Annotated in this window: 17 protein-coding genes; 11 read left to right on the top strand and 6 right to left on the bottom strand. The window is 70.8% G+C overall.

What is annotated here, in order from left to right; all coding sequences use genetic code 11:
- From BZL64_RS31655 to BZL64_RS31635, 6 genes are all read left to right on the top strand, one after another.
- Positions 1–698 (top strand): oxidoreductase (locus BZL64_RS31655; protein ID WP_483025112.1); only part of this gene is annotated, 698 nt, incomplete at its 5' end.
- 194 nt (positions 699–892) lie between these two features.
- On the top strand, positions 893–1,402 hold the full coding sequence (locus BZL64_RS31650) for a winged helix-turn-helix transcriptional regulator (RefSeq protein ID WP_244205600.1): 510 nt from the start codon (positions 893–895) through the stop codon (positions 1,400–1,402).
- Positions 1,403–2,045: 643 nt separating this feature from the next.
- Positions 2,046–4,211 carry an MMPL family transporter gene (locus BZL64_RS31645; RefSeq protein ID WP_086772566.1) on the top strand — a complete coding sequence of 722 codons (2,166 nt, stop codon included), beginning with the start codon at positions 2,046–2,048 and terminating at the stop codon, positions 4,209–4,211.
- Between the two features lie 182 nt (positions 4,212–4,393).
- The gene (locus BZL64_RS31640; RefSeq protein WP_086772565.1) at positions 4,394–4,756 is read left to right on the top strand and encodes a rhodanese-like domain-containing protein; all 363 of its coding nucleotides are present in this window, start codon (positions 4,394–4,396) and stop codon (positions 4,754–4,756) included.
- A complete protein-coding gene (locus BZL64_RS41975; protein ID WP_279634629.1) occupies positions 4,753–4,884 on the top strand; it encodes a hypothetical protein in 132 nt (43 codons plus the stop codon). The genes BZL64_RS31640 and BZL64_RS41975 overlap by 4 nt, the downstream gene beginning before the upstream one ends.
- Before the next feature lie 41 nt (positions 4,885–4,925).
- Positions 4,926–5,813, top strand: a complete 888-nt coding sequence (locus BZL64_RS31635; protein ID WP_086772564.1) for a LysR family transcriptional regulator — start codon at positions 4,926–4,928, stop codon at positions 5,811–5,813.
- Positions 5,814–5,985: 172 nt separating this feature from the next.
- Here the strand turns inward: BZL64_RS31635 and BZL64_RS31630 are convergent, their stop codons facing one another.
- Positions 5,986–6,834, bottom strand: a complete 849-nt coding sequence (locus tag BZL64_RS31630) for a helix-turn-helix transcriptional regulator (protein WP_086772563.1) — start codon at positions 6,832–6,834, stop codon at positions 5,986–5,988.
- Between the two features lie 154 nt (positions 6,835–6,988).
- On the opposite strand from BZL64_RS31630, the gene BZL64_RS31625 reads away from it, so the two are divergent.
- Positions 6,989–7,768, top strand: a complete 780-nt coding sequence (locus BZL64_RS31625; protein WP_086772562.1) for an NAD(P)H-dependent oxidoreductase — start codon at positions 6,989–6,991, stop codon at positions 7,766–7,768.
- A 228-nt stretch (positions 7,769–7,996) separates the two neighbouring features.
- On the opposite strand, the gene BZL64_RS31620 is transcribed toward BZL64_RS31625, so the two are convergent.
- From BZL64_RS31620 to BZL64_RS31605, 4 genes are all read right to left on the bottom strand, one after another.
- Positions 7,997–9,028 (bottom strand): LacI family DNA-binding transcriptional regulator, encoded by a 1,032-nt coding sequence (locus BZL64_RS31620; RefSeq protein WP_086772561.1) that lies wholly within the window; start codon positions 9,026–9,028, stop codon positions 7,997–7,999.
- A 76-nt stretch (positions 9,029–9,104) separates the two neighbouring features.
- Positions 9,105–9,932, bottom strand: a complete 828-nt coding sequence (locus BZL64_RS31615) for an ATP-binding cassette domain-containing protein (protein WP_086772560.1) — start codon at positions 9,930–9,932, stop codon at positions 9,105–9,107.
- Positions 9,929–10,924 carry an ABC transporter permease gene (locus BZL64_RS31610; RefSeq protein ID WP_086772559.1) on the bottom strand — a complete coding sequence of 332 codons (996 nt, stop codon included), beginning with the start codon at positions 10,922–10,924 and terminating at the stop codon, positions 9,929–9,931. Before BZL64_RS31610 ends, BZL64_RS31615 begins: the two co-directional genes overlap by 4 nt.
- Before the next feature lie 163 nt (positions 10,925–11,087).
- A complete protein-coding gene (locus BZL64_RS31605; RefSeq protein ID WP_086772558.1) occupies positions 11,088–12,104 on the bottom strand; it encodes a sugar ABC transporter substrate-binding protein in 1,017 nt (338 codons plus the stop codon).
- Between the two features lie 258 nt (positions 12,105–12,362).
- On the opposite strand from BZL64_RS31605, the gene BZL64_RS31600 reads away from it, so the two are divergent.
- The 4 genes from BZL64_RS31600 to BZL64_RS31585 all read left to right on the top strand — a co-directional run bounded on the left by BZL64_RS31600 (position 12,363) and on the right by BZL64_RS31585 (position 17,469).
- A complete protein-coding gene (locus BZL64_RS31600; RefSeq protein ID WP_086772557.1) occupies positions 12,363–13,325 on the top strand; it encodes a carbohydrate kinase family protein in 963 nt (320 codons plus the stop codon).
- Positions 13,326–13,547: 222 nt separating this feature from the next.
- Complete coding sequence (locus BZL64_RS31595; protein ID WP_086772556.1) at positions 13,548–16,109, top strand: GH32 C-terminal domain-containing protein; 2,562 nt, start codon at positions 13,548–13,550, stop codon at positions 16,107–16,109.
- A gap of 106 nt (positions 16,110–16,215) precedes the next feature.
- The gene (locus BZL64_RS31590) at positions 16,216–16,521 is read left to right on the top strand and encodes a putative quinol monooxygenase (RefSeq protein ID WP_086772555.1); all 306 of its coding nucleotides are present in this window, start codon (positions 16,216–16,218) and stop codon (positions 16,519–16,521) included.
- A 264-nt stretch (positions 16,522–16,785) separates the two neighbouring features.
- Entirely contained in the window at positions 16,786–17,469 is a 684-nt protein-coding gene (locus tag BZL64_RS31585) for a hypothetical protein (protein WP_244205597.1), read from the top strand.
- A gap of 178 nt (positions 17,470–17,647) precedes the next feature.
- On the opposite strand, the gene BZL64_RS31580 is transcribed toward BZL64_RS31585, so the two are convergent.
- Positions 17,648–18,355, bottom strand: a complete 708-nt coding sequence (locus tag BZL64_RS31580) for a B3/B4 domain-containing protein (RefSeq protein WP_086772568.1) — start codon at positions 18,353–18,355, stop codon at positions 17,648–17,650.
- Positions 18,356–18,365 lie beyond the last annotated feature (10 nt).

The raw sequence follows: 18,365 nt of genomic DNA, 5'->3' as shown, positions 1-18,365 counted from the left end.
CGCCGGTCCGGCCGGCGGGCACCATGTTCACCCCCGCTGGCCCTCAGGAGATGCCGGTACCGCGCGAGTTGTCCACCGAGGAGGTCGCCGCGACGGTCCAGGACTTCCGGCGAGCCGCGGCTGCCGCCGTCGCGGCAGGCGCCGACGGCGTCGAGATCCACGGTGCCAACGGCTACCTCGTGCACCAGTTCCTCGCCGACAACACCAACCAGCGCACCGACCGGTACGGCGGCTCCATCGACAACCGCATCCGTTTCGCCGTCGAGGTGGCCACCGCCGTGGCCGAGGAGATCGGCGCCGGCCGCACCGGCTTCCGGATCTCTCCCGGCAACCCGTTCAACGACATCGCGGAGAGCGACACCCACGAGCTGCACCCGGCACTCGTACGCGCCCTCGCCCCGCTCGACCTCGCCTACCTGCACATCGGCCACGGCGGCGACGACGAGCTCCTGCACACCCTCCGTGCGCTGTGGCCGAACACCCTGGTCCTCAACCGGGCCGGGACCGACATCGCCACCCGCGCCAAGGACATCGAGGACGGCCTGGCCGACGTCGTCACCGTCGGGGTCATGGCACTCGCCAACCCCGACCTGGTCGAGCGCGTACGCACCGACGCGCCCCTGAACACCCCCGACCCCGCCACCTTCTACGGCGGCGGCGAAGCCGGCTACACGGACTACCCCACCCACGCCGCCTGACCGCCTCCTGGGGCACACCGCCCCCTGGGGCACACCGGTCCCGGCGGACCGGTGTGCCCCGATGGCCCCATGGCGGCGTCAAGGTGCCATATGTCTGAGCAGGCTGCTGCTGAACTGAGCCCGCAGACGAGGCCGGCGCAGCCCCGAGAAGCTGAGTATGTGATAGTAAACTTGAACTCGGTTAGAATCGCTCCATGGATGCGTGGACCGAGATTCTTCAAGACACCGGCATGGACCCCCGTCTCGACCGGGATGTGTCCAACTGCTCCATCGCGCGGACTCTTGAGATCGTGGGCGAGAAGTGGACGATCCTGATCCTGCGCGAGGTGTGGTACGGATCCTCCCGGTTCGGAGACTTCGAACGTGTCCTGGGCTGTCCTCGTAACCTGCTGGCGGCGCGGCTCCGGATGCTGGTGGAGGAAGGGATCCTGGCGACCGAGACGTACAAGGAGCCCGGTTCGCGGAGTCGGCCGAAGTATGTGATCACCGCGAAGGGCATGGATCTGGTGCCGGCCGTGATGGGGCTGCTGCAGTGGGGCGACCGGTACCGCGCCGACCCGCAAGGGCCGGCGGTACTCGCGCGGCACCGTGAGTGCGGCGCGCGCGTCGACGTCGAGATTCGCTGCGAGCAAGGCCACCCCGTGCAGGCGAAGGACATCGAGAGCGTCCCCGGCCCGGCCTTTCGGATGCGGTCGCCGAAGTGAGCTGAGGACTCCACCGTCAGCCCTCCGCGACCCGGCCCGTTCTGTCGTGTCGGTGGAGAACCGCTCCGCTCCTGACGAGACGTTCCGGAGATCTGACCGCCTCCTGGCCGCCTGAGGGGCCGGCTCCGGCAGGCCCAGTTGCTCGCACCGGGGGCCGAGCCCTGAAGTGTGCGGGGAGGGGCGTCGGCGAGGCCCAGGCGGACCCGTCCGGTGTCTGGATGCGTATGCCGTGTGCTGTCCGGCTCCGTGTCCGGGTGGAGGTTTCCGCGGCGTGGATGCGTATGCCCCATGCTGCCCGACTCCGTGTCCAGGCAGACCCGTTCGCCGAGCATGCGACTGTGGGTGGGCATGTCGCGTGCTGCCGCGACGCCATGATGCTCACGTGAGGCACTCCGCGGCTTCACGGCCGGCGGCACCCAGGTGGTCGCGTCGGGCGCCAGGCCGGGACTGGTGTGGGCCGGCATGTGTCATGGCTGTCGCGGCGATCGCGTGTGGCCAACTCGCGTGGTCGTCGCCCGGTGTGGCGGTCCCCGAGGCAGCCCTGAAGCCTCCTCGTGTGCGTCCTCGTGCGCCTGACGGATACCCCCTGGGGTATTATCGGCCTCCAGTAATACCCCCAGGGGTATCTTTCAGAGGAGGAAGCATGCCGACAGCGACCGCCGGCGCACCCGGCCGGAACGCCGAGGACCCCTCGCCGCCGAGCCTGCCGGGCCCACTCGGCCGGCTCGGGCACTGGACCGCCGGTCACTTCAAGCAGGTTCTGCTCGGATGGCTGGTCGTCGTCGCCGTCCTGGGCGCGTTCGCCCCGCAGGTGACCTCCGTACTCTCGGGGGCCGGCTGGCAGAGCAACGGCTCCGAGTCGGTGAAGGTGCGCGAACTGGCCGAGAAGCACTTCGGCGGGAACGCCTCCTCCGCGATCCAGGTGGTCGTGTCCTCCCGGAGCCACCAGGCGAGCGACCCCGCCGTGCGGCACGTGATCGCCGAGGTCACCGAGGAACTGGAAGCCGACGGCCGGATCAGCGAGGTCGTGCCGCCCCAGGCCGGGGCGACGATCAGCCGCGACGGCAGGACGGCGATCGTCCTGGGCGGTGCCGCCGCGAACACCGACGACATGGTGCGCGCCGCGGAGGATCTCAAGGAGCCGCTGCGCAAGCTGTCCACCGACGACGTGACCGTACGGGCCACCGGCGCCTCGGTGATGTGGAGCGACTTCAACACCGCCAATCTGGAGGCGATGATCCGGGCGGAGATCCTCTCCTGGCCGGTGACCCTCGCCGTGCTCGTCGTGGCGTTCGGCTCGCTGGTCGCCGCCGGGCTGCCACTGCTGCTCACGATGGCGGGTCTGGCCGCCTCGGTCGGCTCGCTCGTCCTCATCAGCCACGTCACGCCGATCTCCATCTGGGCGATGGACTTCGCGCTGATGTTCGCGCTCGCCCTGGGCATCGACTACGCCCTCTTCCTGGTGATCCGCTACCGCGCAGCGCTGGCCAGGAGCGGTGAACGACGGCGGGCCGTGGTGGAGACGATGGACACCGCGGGGAAGGCGGTCCTGCTGTCGGGGCTGACCGTGCTGGTCAGCCTGTCCGCGGTGATGCTGGTTCCGGCGCCTGCCGTGCGCACGATGGCCGTCGGCATCATGCTCTCCGTCGCCTTCGTCCTCGCCGCCACCCTGACCCTGCTTCCCGCCGTCCTGGGCAAGCTCGGGCCGAACGTCAACAAGTGGGCGCTGCCCCGGACCCGGACCGACCGGACGGATTCGCCGCGATTCGCCGCATGGGGCGAACGCCTGTGGCGGCAGCCGCTGCGCTACGGCGTCCTGGCGCTGGCCGTGCTCATCGCGCTGGCCGTGCCGGTACTGGGGCTGAAGACGGCGATGCCGTCCATCAAGGTCGTGCCCGAGGACGACAGCTCGCGCCAGGGCTATGCGCTGGTACAGGAACACTTCGGCGAGGGAGCGCCAGGCATGCTGCAGATCGCCGCCCCGGACGCCCAGGTCGCCGCCACGGTCGAGGTGCTCACGTCCGCCGAGGGCATCGAGGGCGTCATGCCGGCGCGGCAGGCCGCCGACGGAACCGGCTGGAGTCTCATCCAGGCGATGCCGTCCGTCGACCCGTCGGATCCGGCACTGTCCGACACCGTCCGCACCCTGCGAGCCGACCTGCCCGCCGACGTGCTCGTCGGTGGCGCGGCAGTGGAGAACCTCGACCTGAAACAGGCCCTGGACGACAAGGCCCCGATGGTCATCGGCGTCATTCTGGTCCTCGGCTTCGTCCTCCTGCTGATCGCCCTCCAGGCGCCGCTGGTCGCGGCCCTCGGCGTGATCACTAACCTGCTCGCCACCGCGGCAGCGTTCGGCGTGGCCCGGCTGATCTTCCAGGACGGGCACCTCTCCCACCTGCTCGGCTTCGAACCGCAGGGCTTCCTCGACGGGTGGGGACCGGTCTTCTTCTTCGCGATGATCTTCGCCATCGCCATGGACTACACGGTCTTCCTGCTCTCCTCGGCCAAGGAGCACTACGAGCGCACGGGGGACCCCCGCAAGGCGGTGGTCGGCGCCCTGGCCCAGTCCGGCCGAGTCGTCTTCGCCGCGGCCGCGGTGATGGTCGCCGTGTTCTTCACCTTCGCGCTCGCCGATCCGCTGCCGCCCAAGGAGATGGGCATCGTGCTCGGTGTCGCCGTCCTGCTGGACGCCTTCCTCATCCGGCTGGTTCTCCTCCCGGTCCTGCTCCGGTTGACCGGCCGAGCCGCCTGGTGGTCCCCGGCCTGGCTGCGCCGGGTGCTGCCCGAGGTCCGGTTCTCGCACGACTGATCTCGCCTCCCGGCCGAGGATCGCCACCTCATCGCCGGGCGCCGTCGGCCGCGAAGCCGTCGTCGTGGACGACGGGTTGTTCCAGCCGCGGCGGCGGGGATCGGCCCCCGTCGCCTCCGACCTGCACGCCGTCCAGGCGTCATCCGCGCGTGTTCGCGCCTGAATCCCAGGGAGAGGTCCCCATGTTCTTGTTCCGTCGTGGCTCGAAGCGGGTCACCGTCCAGCAGGCGGCCGAGCGGACCGGCGCCGGGGGCGACGCCGTCCTGCTCGACGTGCGGGAGCAGCGGGAATGGCAGGTCGGCCACGCGCCGCACGCCGTCCACCTGCCGCTGTCCCTGCTGGCCGCCGGTGCCGCACTGCCGAACGTCGCACAGGGGCGCCGCCTCGTGGTGATCTGCCGGTCGGGAGGCCGGTCCCGCCGAGCCGCTGTTCTCCTCGCGGGACGCGGGGCCGATGTCGTCGACGTGGCCGGCGGCATGCAGGCGTGGGCCGCGGCAGGCCTGCCCGTGGTCGAGCGGCGTGGCAGAGCCGGCTCGATAGCGTGACCTCCCTGCTCCACGCCCTGGCCGCCGGCGCCGTCAGTGGGCGGGCGCTCGGGGCGCTTGGGGCGGCGGCAGCGCTCGGCCTCAGCCGTACCTGGGCGGCCACCGTGGCAAATGTGCCGTTCATGTGAGCTGAAGTGAAAGGTTCCGCATCGATTGTAAGGTTGACTGCATGCTTGATGTTCGACGCATGCAGGTGCTGCTGGCCGTGGTGGACAGTGGGTCGGTGACGGGGGCGGCGGCGCTGCTCGGGTACACGCCCTCCGCCGTCAGCCAGCAGGTCGCCGCGCTGGAGAAGGAGGCCGGGACCGCGCTGCTGGAAAGGGTGGGGCGCGGCGTGCGGGCCACGGCCGCCGGAGTGCTGCTGGCGCGGTACGCGGACGCCATCGGCCGGCAGGTCGCCGAGGCGGAGACCGCCCTCGCCGATCTCGTGGCCGGCCGTACGGGCCGGCTCGCCGTGCGCTACTTCGCGACGGCGGGGTCCGGGCTGGTGGCTCCCGCGGTGGCCCGGCTGCGGGCCGAGCACCCCGGCGTGCGGATCGACCTCGGACTCGCCGACCCCGATCCGCTGCCCGACGTGCGCGAGGGGCGGGCGGACCTGGCGCTGGTGGTCGGCTCGCCGGGCGGCTTCGGCGGCGTACGGCTGCTGCATCTCCAGGACGATCCGTACTTCGCGGTGCTGCCCGCCTCGCATCGCCTCGCCTCCCGGCCGTACGTCGAGATGACGGACCTGGCCGAGGAGGTCTGGGTCGGCAGCGAGTGGCCCGGTCCGTGCCTGGACGCCCAGCTCGCCGCGTGCGAGGCCGCCGGGTTCCGGCCGGTGTTCGCCGTCGAGAGCGAGGACTATGTGACGGCCCAGGGGTTCGTGGCGGCAGGGTTGGGCATCGCGCTGATTCCCCGTCTGGGACTCGGGGCGCGCCATCCCTCGGTGGTCGTGCGGGAGGTGCGCCGGCCCGTGCCCGTGCGCGCCATCTACGCCGCGGTGCGGGAGTCCGCGCCCGAACAGCCCGCCCTGAGCGCGTTCGTCGCCGCCCTGAGGGAGGCGGCGGCGGCCACCTGACCCGGCAGGGAAACCACTCGCGCCGCTGCGTGCCCGGAGGGCGTGCCCCGGATCAAGCGCGCTGTCCTCGCACGCCTCGACCCAGGAGTGGACCTGTGACTCGTCGCAGGGCCCGTCACCGTCACCTGGCTCACGGTCGAGTCACTCCCGGACCCGCTCCCGGACCCGCAAGTCACTCCCGGATCCGGGCGTTCACGGCGGGATGCGCCTCACCGCTGTCCGCGCCCAGGCCCGCGAGCAGGCGCAGCCCGTCCTCGGCGGAACTGCCGGGGGCCGCGGACAGCACCAGTAGCTCCATGCCCGACTCGTCCGGTAGCGCGAAATTCTCCTGGTGCAGTTCCAGGAGTCCGACCAAGGGGTGCCGGTACGCCTTGCGTCCATGTGTGCGGGCGCGCACGTCCGCGCGGGCCCAGAGGCGGCGGAACCGCTCGCTGCGCATGGCCAGTTCGCCGATGAGGGAGGCCAGGCGCGGATCCTCGGGGTACTGGCCGGCGGCCAGGCGCAGGTGCCCGACCACGTCCAGGGTGCACTTCTCCCAGTCCGCGTAGAGGCCGCGCTCGGCCTCCTCGAGAAAAATGTGCCGAGCGGTGTTGAGGCCCGGCATCGGGCGGCCGTAGAGGAGTCCGGCGAGGCGGTTCCCGGCGAGCACGTCCAGGCGGTGGTCCATGATCAGTGCCGGGGCGTCCGCGACCAGGTCGAGGACGCGCAGCAGCTCCGGCCGGACCCGCCCGCCGGGCGCCTTCGCGCGGCGGCGGCGCTGCCGCGCCAGCCGGTAGAGATGCCCGCGTTCGATCTCGTCGAGACCGAGGACGCCGGCGAGCGCGTCGAGGACCTGCTCGGAGGGCTGGGTCGCGCGGCCCTGCTCCAGGCGTACGTAGTAGTCGACGCTGACCCCTGACAGATGCGCGACCTCTTCGCGTCGCAGCCCTTCGACCCGGCGGCGGCTGTCGGTGGGGATGCCGACGGCCGCCGGGTCGACCCGGGAACGCCTGGTCCGCAGGAACCCCGCGAGATCGTCCATGTCCCCAAGTATCGCCTCGGTGCCGCCCGCGAAGGTGGCCCTGTCATTACCAGGAAGTCCCGTACCAGGAAGTCCCGTCCGACGGAAGCGGCGCCCCTGAATGCCGGGCGTCGCGGCGCCCAGGATCGAAGGCATCCGATCCGAAGGAGTTCCGATGAAGACGCTCATCGTCCACGCCCACCCGGAGCCCAAGTCGCTCAACAGCTCGCTGAAGGACCTGGCGGTGTCCACGCTGGAGGCCGCCGGGCACGAGGTACGGGTGAGCGATCTGTACGCGATGAACTGGAAGGCGGTCGTGGACGCCGGGGACTACGGCCCCCACGCCTCACGACCGCTGAAGGTCGCCCTCGACTCCGGCCGGGCCTTCGACGCCGGGACGCTCACCCCGGACGTCCTCGCCGAGCAGGAGAAGCTGCTGTGGGCCGACACGGTCATCTTCCAGTTCCCGCTGTGGTGGTACACGATGCCCGCGATCCTCAAAGGCTGGGTCGACCGGGTGTTCACCTACCACTTCGCGTACGGGGTCGGCGAGCACAGCGACACCAGGTACGGCGAGCGCTTCGGCGAAGGAACCCTCGCGGGCAGGAGGGCTCTGCTGTCGGTGACCGTGGGCGGACCGGAGCCGCACTACGCCCCTCGCGGGATCAACGGCCCCATCGACGACCTGCTGTTCCCCATCCACCACGGCATCCTCTACTACCCGGGCATCGAGGTGCTGCCGCCGTTCGTGCTGTACGGCAGCGACCGGATGACCGCCGAGGACTACCCGGACGTCGCCAAGGCGTGGGAGCAGCGCCTGCTCACCCTGGACTCGACCGAGCCGATCCCCTTCCGGCGGCAGAACTTCGGTGACTACGAGATCCCCTCGCTCCACCTGAAGCGGGGACTGGAGCCCGCAGGGCGCACGGGTTTCGGACTGCACGTGCGCGACTGACCGCGGGCGAGGGACGTACGGCGGGCGGGAAGGAGCAGCCCGAGGGCGCAAGGCCGCCGACTCCGGCCCCACAGCCCGGAGTCGGGCTGAGGCGTGCGGCAGCCGGCGGACCCGGCCCGGCCACGGACACCAGGCCGGGGTTCCCGCCCGGTCCGGGCGGGAGGCCGTGGTGGTGGCCCGGCCACGGTCCGGACCGGCGGCGTGGGCGCAGATCAGGGCCGCCCCAGGTCATGCCTTCTGCTGCGCGAGGACGGGGAGTTCGCCCGAGCCCCGGACGATCAGCCGGGTGGGAACGGTGACGGTGCGGGCGCGGGTGCGGTCGCCGTCGAGTCGGGTCAGGGCGGTGGTGGCTGCCGCCCTGCCGAGCTCTTCCGCGTCCTGGGCGACGACGGTCAGGGCCGGTTCGAGCGCCTCGGCGAGCGCCACGTCGTCGAAGGCGACGACGGCGACGTCCTTGCGCCCGCTGCGGGCCAGTTCGGCGACGATGCCCAGCGCCATGATGTTGTTGCCGGCGAACAGCGCGGTGGGCGGATCGGCCAGGCCGAGGAGTTGGGTGGTCGTGGTCTCGGCGCCCTGCTGGTCGTGGGCGTTGGCGACGAGTGAGCGGTCGTAGGCGATGTCCGCCTCCTGCAGCGCCGAGCGGTAGCCGGCCAGACGTTCACGGCGCGTGTACAGCTTCGGCGGCAGGTCACCGACGAAACCGATGCGCCGGTGTCCGTGGGCGACCAGGTGGGCGACGCCGTCGTGGGCTCCGGCACGGTTGGAACTGACGACGATGTCCGTCGCGAGGCCGACGCCCGGCCGGTCGAGGAAGACCACGGGCAGCCCCGCCGTGCGGTGGGACTTGAGGTGGCAGTGGTCGGCGCCGACGGACGGAACGACCATCAGGATGCTGACGCGGCGGGCGAGGAACTTGTCCGTCAGGGCGCGTTCGCGCTCGGGATCGTCCGCGGACGAACCCATCAGCAGGGTCAGTCCGCGTTCGCGGACCGTGTCCTCGATGGCGCGGGCCACCGCTCCGAAGAAGGGGTTGGCGAGGTCGGGGATGACCAGGCCGATGGTGGTGTCCGGGCCGCCGACGCGGATGTTGCGGGCCATGAGGTTCGGCTGGAAGCCGAGCTTGGCCACTGCGGCGAGTACCTGTTCCCTGGTCTGCGCGGAGGCGGGTCCGTCCTCGTTGAGTACGCGGGAGACCGTCTTGGCGCTGACGCCGACTTCTCGCGCGACGTCGGCCAGGGTGGGGCGGCGGTGCGCTGCCATGGAGGAAACCGTCTCCTGAGGGCTCTCGGGTTCCGGCCGCGGCCTCGGCCGGAAACTGCGAGAGCGGGTTGTGCTGTCAGGTGGCCTGGACTCCGGCGGCCTTCGCGGCCTCCGAATCCGCTACGACAGTATCTCCGGCCTCGTCGACGGTGAGTGCGCCGGTCATGATGGCGACGACCTCCGCCATGGAGTGGTCGCCGGGCCTGATCAGGGCGGCGCGCCTGCCCAGTCGGTGGACGTGGATCCGGTCGGCGATCTCGAAGACGTGCGGCATGTTGTGGCTGATCAGGACGACCGGCATGCCCTTGTCGCGCACTCGGCGGATGAGGTCCAGGACCTGGCCCGACTCCTTGACGCCGAGAGCGGCGGTGGGTTCGTCCATGACGACGACGCTGCGGGCCCAGGCGACGGAACGGGCGACCGCGACGGCCTGCCGCTGTCCGCCGGAGAGCGTCTCCACCGACTGGCTCAGCGAGCGCAGGCCGATCTTGAGATCGGCCATGTGCTCGGCCGCCTCCTGACGCATACGCTTCTTGTCCAGCATGCGCAGGACGCTGCCGAGGAGGCCGGGGCGACGCAGCTCGCGGCCGAGGAACATGTTCGAGGCGATGTCCATGGAGGCGGCCACGGCGAGGTCCTGATAGACCGTCTCGATGCCGTGCGCCCGCGCGCTCTGCGGACCTGAGAAGGTGATGGGCTCGCCGTTCAGGCGTATCTCGCCCGCGTCGGGGACCACCGCGCCGGTGAGGGCCTTGATCAGGCTGGTCTTGCCGGCCCCGTTGTCGCCGATGACGGCGAGGACCTCGCCGGGCAGCAGGTCGAAGTCGGCGCCGTCGATGGCGGTGACCTGGCCGTACCGCTTGACCAGGCCGCGGGCCTGCAGAACGGGCGTGATGGCGGTCATCGGGCCTTCCTCCGGGAGATCTGGTCGACGGTCACCGCGAGGATCACCAGGACGCCGGTGATCAGGGTCTGGTAGATGGAGGCGACGCCCATCAGCTGGAGGCCGTTGCGGAACACGCCCACGATGAGGACACCGATGAAGGTGCCCAGGACCGAGCCCCGGCCGCCGAAGAGGCTGGTGCCGCCGAGCACCACGGCGGTGATGCTGTCGAGGTTGTCGGTCTGCCCGGCCTGCGGGTCGCCGACTCCGGTGCGGGAGATGAGCAGCACGGCGGCGATGCCGTACAGCACGCCGGCCACCGTGTAGATGCCGATGGTCAGGCGCGAGGTGCGGATGCCGTTGAGCCGGGCGGCCTCGGCGCTGTTGCCCAGGGCGTACACGTGCCGGCCCCAGCCGGTGCTGCTCAGCGCGTAGGCGAGGAGGAGGAAGAGGGCGATGGTGACCAGGGAGCCGTAGGTGATGTCCGTGTTGCCCAGCGGGAACGTCTGCCCCAGGGCCGTCAGCGGGCCGGGCAGGCTGGTGACCGTCTGCTCCTCGGAGTAGATGTGGGTCAGCGCGAACGCCACGTTGAGCATGCCGAGGGTCACGATGAACGGCGGCAGCGGGATCTTCTGCACCAGCAGCCCGTTGACGAGGCCGAAGCCGCCGCAGACGGCCAGGCCCAGCGCGATCGCCGCGAGCGGGGGCAGCGAGCCCTCGGCCGCCATCTTGGCGATCACGATGCTGCCGAACGCCATCACGGCCCCGCACGACAGGTCGATGCCCGCCGTGAGGATGATCAGGGTCTGCCCGATGGCGAGCGTGCCCACGACCATGACCTGCTGCACGATCAGCGAGAAGTTCCCGCCGGTCAGGAACTGTTCGGACGAGAGGGAGAAGAAGGCGCAGGCCAGGATGAGGGCGGCCAGCGGGCCCGTGGTCGGCGCCGTGAGCAGTCTGCGGGCCGCGGTGGGTGCTTTGAGCTCGGCGTACGGCGTGGTCGTGGCTGTCATGCGAAGTCCTTGTCGGAAGACAGATGTCCTTGTCGGAGGACGAGGGCAGGGGTCCCGCCGCCGGGACGAGGGGGCGGTCGTCCCTGGCCGGGGAGGCGGGCCGACCGCCCGCTGAAGGGGAGTGGCGCTTGCGTACGGTGTCGTACGGTCCTGGGGGCGCGGCTCAGCCCCAGCAGTTGTCCAGGCCGTAGACGGTGTCCTTCGACGTGATCGCGTCCTGTGCCTTGTCGGTGATCAGCGTGACGCCGGTGTCGGTGTAACCGGACGCCTTCTTGCCGTCCTTGGCGTACGACACGACGGCCTTGACACCCTCGGCGGCCATCTTCAGCGGGTACTGCTGCGAAGTCGCGGCGATCTTGCCGTCCTTGACCGCCTGGGTGCCGGTGCAGCCGCCGTCGACGGAGACGATCAGTACGTCCTTCTCCCGGCCCTTGGCCTTCAGTGCGGTGTAGGCGCCCAGGGCCGCCGGTTCGTTGATGGTGTAGACGACGTTGATGTCGGGCGATTTCTGCAGGCAGTTCTCCATCGCGGTCTGGCCCTTGGCCTGGTCGCCGCCGGTGTCCTGGGCGCACACGACGTCCTTGTCGGTGGCGCCGAAGCCCTTGAGGAAGCCGTCGTGCCGCTGGACGCCGACGGAGACGCCCGGCGCGAGGTCGAGGGCGGCTATCTTCGCCGGCTTGCCCTTCATGGCGGCCTTGGCGTACTCGCCGATCAGCTGGCCGGCCTTGAGGTTGTCGGTGGCGAAGAGGGCGTCGACCGCGCTCTCCGGGTCGGTCGGGGTGTCCAGGGCGATGACCATGACACCCTTGGCGCGGGCCTTCTCGAGCGCGGGCACGATGGCCTTGGAGTCGCTGGGGGTGATCAGGATGCCCTTCACCCCGGCGGCGACCATGTTCTCGACGGCGGTGACCTGTCCGGCGTTGTCCCCGTCGAACTTTCCTGCCGCGGTGGACAGTTGGGCACCGTTCTCCTTGGCGGCCTTCTCCGCGCCCTCCTTCATCTTCACGAAGAACGGGTTGGTGTCGGTCTTCGTGATCAGACCGACCTTGACGCTGCCCGAACCGGAGCCGGCGGACCCGGTGCCGGAGCCGGATCCGCAGGCCGTCAGCGTGAGGGCCGCGACGCCCGTGGCCGCGGCGGCTCTGAGGAGGGAGGAGAACGGGAGGGTGGTGCGAGACATGAACGACTCCTGTGGGATCGCGGGCGGCAGGGTTGGGAGCGGAGCACGCCGCCCCCGTCGGTGTCATCGTTGACTTATGTCATCGTTGACACCGCCTGGCGAGGATGATGGACTCCGCGTCCCGGCAACGTCAATGCCTTCTACCCGTCACGAATCGGCAACGTCCGCAGCCGTCGCGTCGCAACGGCTGCTCAGCGGCTGTGCCGCCGCGGCGGTCCGTGCCCGAGCTTTTCGAGCCTTCCCGAGGGAGAGCAGCCCATGAGCCCGCGTCAGATCACCGTGGTGGGAGAGTGCGTCGCGGACGCCTTCACCGAACCGGCGAACGCCTCGAACGAACTCGCTCTGCGGGTGCTGCCGGGCGGTGGACCTGCCAATACGGCGGTGGCCCTGGCCAGACTGGGCACCCGGGCCCGCTTCCTGGCCCGGCTGTCCGGCGACGTGTTCGGCCGCCTGTTCCGGGCCCACCTGGAGGCGTCCGGCGTCGACCTGGCGGACGCCGTGCCGGCCGCCGAGCCCAGCACGCTGGCCGTGGCGGAACTGGACGCCGCCGGGCAGGCCGCGTTCTCCTTCCACGCGCAGAACACGGCGGACTGGCAGTGGACTTCGGGCGAACTGGCGCGGGCGGACCTGTCCGAAACGGTCTGCGTGCACACCGGGTCGCTGGCGCTGGTCCGTGAGCCCGGCGGGGTGGTGCTGGAGGAGTTCCTCGCGACAGCGGCTCCGCGGGCCACCATCAGCATCGACCCCAACGTCCGGCCGCTGCTGGTGCGCCCCGACGCCTACCGTGCCCGGCTGGCGCGCTGGTGCGCTCTCGCCGACATCCTGCGCCTGAGCGAGGACGACCTGGCACTCCTCCTGCCGGGCACCCCTCCCGAGCAGGCGTGCGACCTCTGGCACGCCGCGGGGGTACGGCTCGTCGTGATCACGCTCGGCGCCGGCGGTGCCCTGGCCTCCCTCGACGGCGAACGGCTGCTCGTACCCGCGGTGGCCACGAGGGTCGTCGACACGGTCGGCGCGGGGGACTCCTTCACCGCCGGCCTGCTCCACCACCTCGGCGCCCGCGGACTGCTGGGTGGCCGGCTGACCGGTCTCGGTCTCGACGAGGTCGCGCAGGCCTGCCGGTTCGCCACTCGGGTCGCGGCGCTGACCTGCTCGGTCGCCGGTCCCAATCCGCCGTGGCGCGATCAGCTGGCACCGCTCACGTCCGCCGCCGGCACCTGACGGACGGGCGGGCCACGGCGGGCAGTTCGGCCCGAACCGTTGACGCTTCGGCCGCACCTCGCTCATTATCGGGCCACCGGATGTCATCGATGACACAAGTCAACGATGACACCCCTGGGCCGGCGGCGTGGACGACGACGCCGGCCAGGGCGTTCCCACTCGGTCGGTCCATGCCGGAGCCGCAGGTTCGGCCCGCTGGACGGCCACGGCACAGGAGACACCATGACGTCACGACGTGTATCCCGGCATGCCCGCGTGCGGATGACAGCGGCGGTGGCGACCGTCTGCGCCCTGTCGGCAACTCCGCTCGCCCCCCGGGCCGCAGCCGCCGACATCCCGCCGTACACCGAGACCTACCGGCCCCAGTTCCACTTCACGCCCGAGAAGAACTGGATGAACGACCCCAACGGCCTCGTGTACCACCAGGGCGAGTACCACCTCTTCTACCAGTACAACCCCAACGGCGACTCCTGGGGAGACATGTCCTGGGGCCACGCCGTGAGCAAGGACCTCGTGCACTGGACGGAGCTGCCGCTCGCCCTGTCGCACGACGACAGCGAGATGGTGTTCTCCGGCAGCGCGGTCGTCGACCGGGACAACACCACCGGCTTCGGCACGAAGAAGAACCCGCCCATGGTCGCGATCTACACCAGCCACGACAAGGACACGGGCGTACAGGCGCAGTCGCTCGCCTACAGCACCGACCGTGGCCGCACCTGGACCAAGTACCAGGGCAACCCCGTCATCGACATCGGTTCCAAGGACTTCCGCGATCCCAAGGTCCAGTGGTACGCGCCCACGCGGAGCTGGCTGATGACGGTGTCGCTGTCCGCCGAGCACAAGGTGCGGTTCTACTCCTCCAAGAACCTCAAGGACTGGACGCAGCTCAGCGAGTTCGGGCCGGCCGGCGCGACCGGCGGCGTGTGGGAGTGCCCCGACCTGTTCCCCCTCGCGGTCGACGGAGACCCGGACAACATCAAGTGGGTCCTGGTCGTCAACATCAACCCCGGTGGCATCGCGGGCGGTTCGGCCGCCCAGTACTTCGTCGGCGACTTCGACGGCGAGACGTTCACCGCCGAGGACAAGGGCACCTACACCCCGCCGGCCGGCACGGTGGTGCAGGACTTCGAGGGCACCGACTTCGGCTCGTGGACGAGCACCGGCACCGCCTTCGGCCGGTCGCCGGCAGCCGGGGCGGTGGAGGGCCAGGGCACGGTCGACGGGTTCGACGGCAAGGGCCTCGGCAACAGCTTCCACTCGGGCGACGGCGCGACCGGCACGCTGACCTCGCCCCCCTTCACCGTCGACAGCAAGTACCTGAACTTCAAGGTCGGTGGCGGCCGGCACCCGCACGTGGCCGGAACGGTCATGGAGCCGGGCCCGCCGCCCGCGGGCACCGTCCTCGCCGACTTCGAGGGCGGCACCTACGGCGACTGGACGACCACCGGGGACGCCTTCGGCACCGCACCCGCCACCGGCACCCTCCCGGGCCAGCAGGAGGTCTCCGGTTTCCAGGGCGGCGGCCTGGTCAACAGCTTCCTGAACGGCGACTCCACCACCGGCACCCTCACCTCACCCGAGTTCACCATCGACCGGGCCTACGTCAACTTCCTCGTCGGCGGCGGCCACCATCCCGTCGGCTCCGACCACCCGACCGCCGTCGAACTCCTCGTCGGCGGCCAAGTGGTCCGCAGTACCACCGGACAGGACGGCGAGGCGCTCAACTGGGCCTCCTGGGACGTCAAGGACCTCGCCGGCAAGCAGGCACAGATCAAGATCGTCGACGACAACAGCGGCGGCTGGGGCCACCTCAACGTCGACCACATCATGCTCTCCGACACCCAGGCCCAGCCCGTCTCCCAGGAGACGTCCGTCAATCTCGTCGTCGACGGCAAGGTCGTCCGCAGCGCCACGGGCTCCAACAGCGAGACCCTGGACTGGGCCTCCTTCGACATGCGTCCCTACGCGGGCGAAGAAGCGCGGATCCAGCTCGTCGACCTGAACACCGCCGGCTGGGGCCACCTCCTCGCGGACCGGTTCACCACTGCCGAGACACCCGCGAAGTCCGTCGTCCAGCGCGCCGACTGGGCCGACTACGGCAAGGACTACTACGCGGCCGTCTCCTGGGAGAACGCGCCGGGCGGCAAGCGCTACATGATCGGCTGGATGAACAACTGGGACTACGGCGGTGCCGTGCCCACGTCCCCCTGGCGCGGCGCGCAGAGCATCCCCCGGGAGATGTCCCTGCGGACCGTCGACGGCCGCACCCGGCTCATCAGCCGGCCCGTGAACAGCGTGGCGTCCCTACGGCGGCCGTACCCGGCGTCCGCGTCCGGCATCACCGTCAGGAACACGTCCAGGGCCCTGACCGACCCCGCCGCACGGGGCAAGGCGCTCGACATCGAGGCGACCTTCTCCCTCAAGGACGCCGACCGGTTCGGCCTGAAGGTGCGCACCGGCGCAGGGGGAGAGGAGACCGTCATCGGCTATGACACCACGACACAGGAGCTGTACGTCGACCGCACCCGCTCCGGCGCCGTCGACTTCAACAGCAGCTTCCCCGGCGTCCAGAGGGCACCGCTGAAGGCAGAGAACGGCAAGGTCAAACTGAGGATCCTCGTCGACTGGTCGTCCGTCGAGGTCTTCGGCGGCAACGGCGAGGCCGCGATCACCGACCAGATCTTCCCCGACCCCGCCAGCCAGGGAGTGGAGGTCTTCGCCGAGAACGGCTCGGCGAAGCTGGACAAGGCCGTCATCTGGCACGTCGACTCCGCGCACAAGTGAGGTCCACACGTGATGCCCACAAGTGAGGCCCAGACGTGATGCCCACACGTGACGCGCAGGGCCTGCGCGCACGACCGACGCCCATGACTGACAAGGAGACGAGACCGTGAAGAAGACCCTGCTCGCCGAGTTCACCGCCCGCGAGGGAACGCAAGATGAGGTCGCCCGTCTGATCGGTGACTACGCCCTGACGGTGCGGGAGGAGGAAGGCAACCTCGCCTTCGACGTCTACACCAAGGCGGCCCACCCCCGGTCCTTCTGGATCTTCGAGGTGTACCGCGACGAGGACGCCTTCCAGGCCCACCTCAAGGCGCCGTACGGCGCCCCTTTCAATGCCGCCCTCGTTCCGCTGATCGAGGAGGATGCCTCCGTGCTGACTTTCCTGAGCGCGCTGACCGTGAGTGACGCGTGACGAGCCGCTGACGTAGGCCGGCCCACGTCAGCGTGCGGTCCGATCCCGCTCCGCGCCGAGACCCGGCAGTGCGTCGCGGAGCCGGCGTGATCCGGCGGCGCAGCCGTTCATGACTCGGGCACCTTCGCTTCACCTCGGTCCGGGTCTGCCGGGATGGTATCGGGCGACCAGGAACCGCACCGCCGGGTGGGGCTTTCCGTCGGGGCGGAGGGTGCGACAGACTGGGCCGGCCCGGGCACGCGATCACCACTTGGAGCACGTCGGATGAGCAGCAACGTACTGACCATGTACGGCGGTCCGAAACGCGTCGACGACGGCCAGGGTCAGTCGAGGGTGGCGGGCATGGTCAGCTTCTCCGACGGGTCGGGGCCGGCGCCGTCGGCCGTGTACGTGGAGCGCGAACTGCCGCCGGGAGGCACGTCCGCGTACCTCGCGGCCCGGAAGAACGGGGCCCGTTCCTTCGCCCTGTGGGCCGACGACCGACGCCGGGAGCGGGTGGCCACGGTAGTGACCCTGTCGGCCCGCGGCGGTGTCGCGAGGTTTCAGGTGCTCGGCGCGCACGGCGAGGTCATCGGCACGCTCACGCGCGAGAAGGCACTGCGCGGCAGGGGCCTGCGCACCCGCTGGACCGTGCACCAGTCCGGAGGCTCCGAAGCGGTCGGCTACAAGGGGAGGATCGTCTGGTGGTGGATGTGGTGGCTCCTGCTGCCGCTGATGACGGCCTTCCTCGTGATGACCGTCATCGACAGCGTCCCGGGTAACGAGAGCGGCTTGGCTCGCGCACCCCGACGCATCCGGTGGCGTGCGAACGGGCAGGTCCCGCTGGAGTTCAGGTCCAAGGGCGACAAGCTGCACGTGCACGCACCCGGCGTGGACTGGCGGCTCGGGGCCGCGCTGATCGCCCTCCTGCGCAGCTTCCACGCAGGCGCGTGGGACTCGGTGAAGTAGTGGCCCCGGGGACGACGTCCTGAGCCGTTCGGCGTGCTCGCGCGTTGGCCGCCGGCGCGGCCGGTGTCGGGCGCTGATCCGTCAGGACGGCCGCCACGGGCGCGTCTTGTCCGGGTTGCGTACGGCCCAGGTGTGTGGGATGCGGTCGTCGTCGGGCGAGTTCGAAGGCGACACCGTCTCAGGTGGTGGCCCGTGGCCGGGCCGGGCTGAGGTAGTGCACGGTGGTCTGTGCGGTGTGGGGGGTGAGGAGATCCCGGAGTTCCTCGGCTGCCGTCTTGAGGAGGTCGCCGTCGCGGCCGGCGTGGAGGGTTTCGAGGGCGAAGGCGACGTGGGCGGAGTGCTCGGTGACGCGGGTGCGGTGGGCGTCGCGGTGGTTCCAGTGGCGGGTCAGGACGCCGGTGGTGTCCGCGTAGATGATCTCGCCGGGCTTGGGGTGCTCCACCGTGTCGGGTTCGCCGAGCGGGGTGAAGGACTCGGTGCCGTCCGCGTATCGGATGTCGATGTCGCCGCTGACGTGATCCAGGTCGAAGGCGCCGGCGGGCAGGCCGTGCCGGACGGAGACCGCGTTGTAGGAGTCGACGGCCGGGTTGATGCGCGGCAGCGCGCCCTTCTTTGCGAGGCGTCGGCCGAGCGCGTCCACGCTGGGGCGGATGCGGCGGGGGTTGGTGCCGAAGGAGCGGTAGGCGGTGTGCCAGGCCTCGATGCGGGGGTCGGTCTCGTCGGCGGGGTGCCAGGTGCCGTCGGCGAGTCGCTGTTCGAGGTCCTCCAGGGCCGCGGTGGTTCGGGGCCAGGGCTCATGTCCTCGCATGCCGGTGGCGGTCACCAGGGCGATGAGGGTGTCGGGGAAGGCGTCCGTGACTGCGGGGGTGAGCTGGACGGCGGGCATGGCGGGGCTT

It is taken from the genome of Streptomyces bobili (assembly GCF_002154575.1).
Classification (GTDB): Bacteria; Actinomycetota; Actinomycetes; order Streptomycetales; family Streptomycetaceae; genus Streptomyces; species Streptomyces bobili.
Note: the sequence above shows the minus strand (reverse complement) of the source record. Positions and strands in the feature narration are given on the sequence as shown.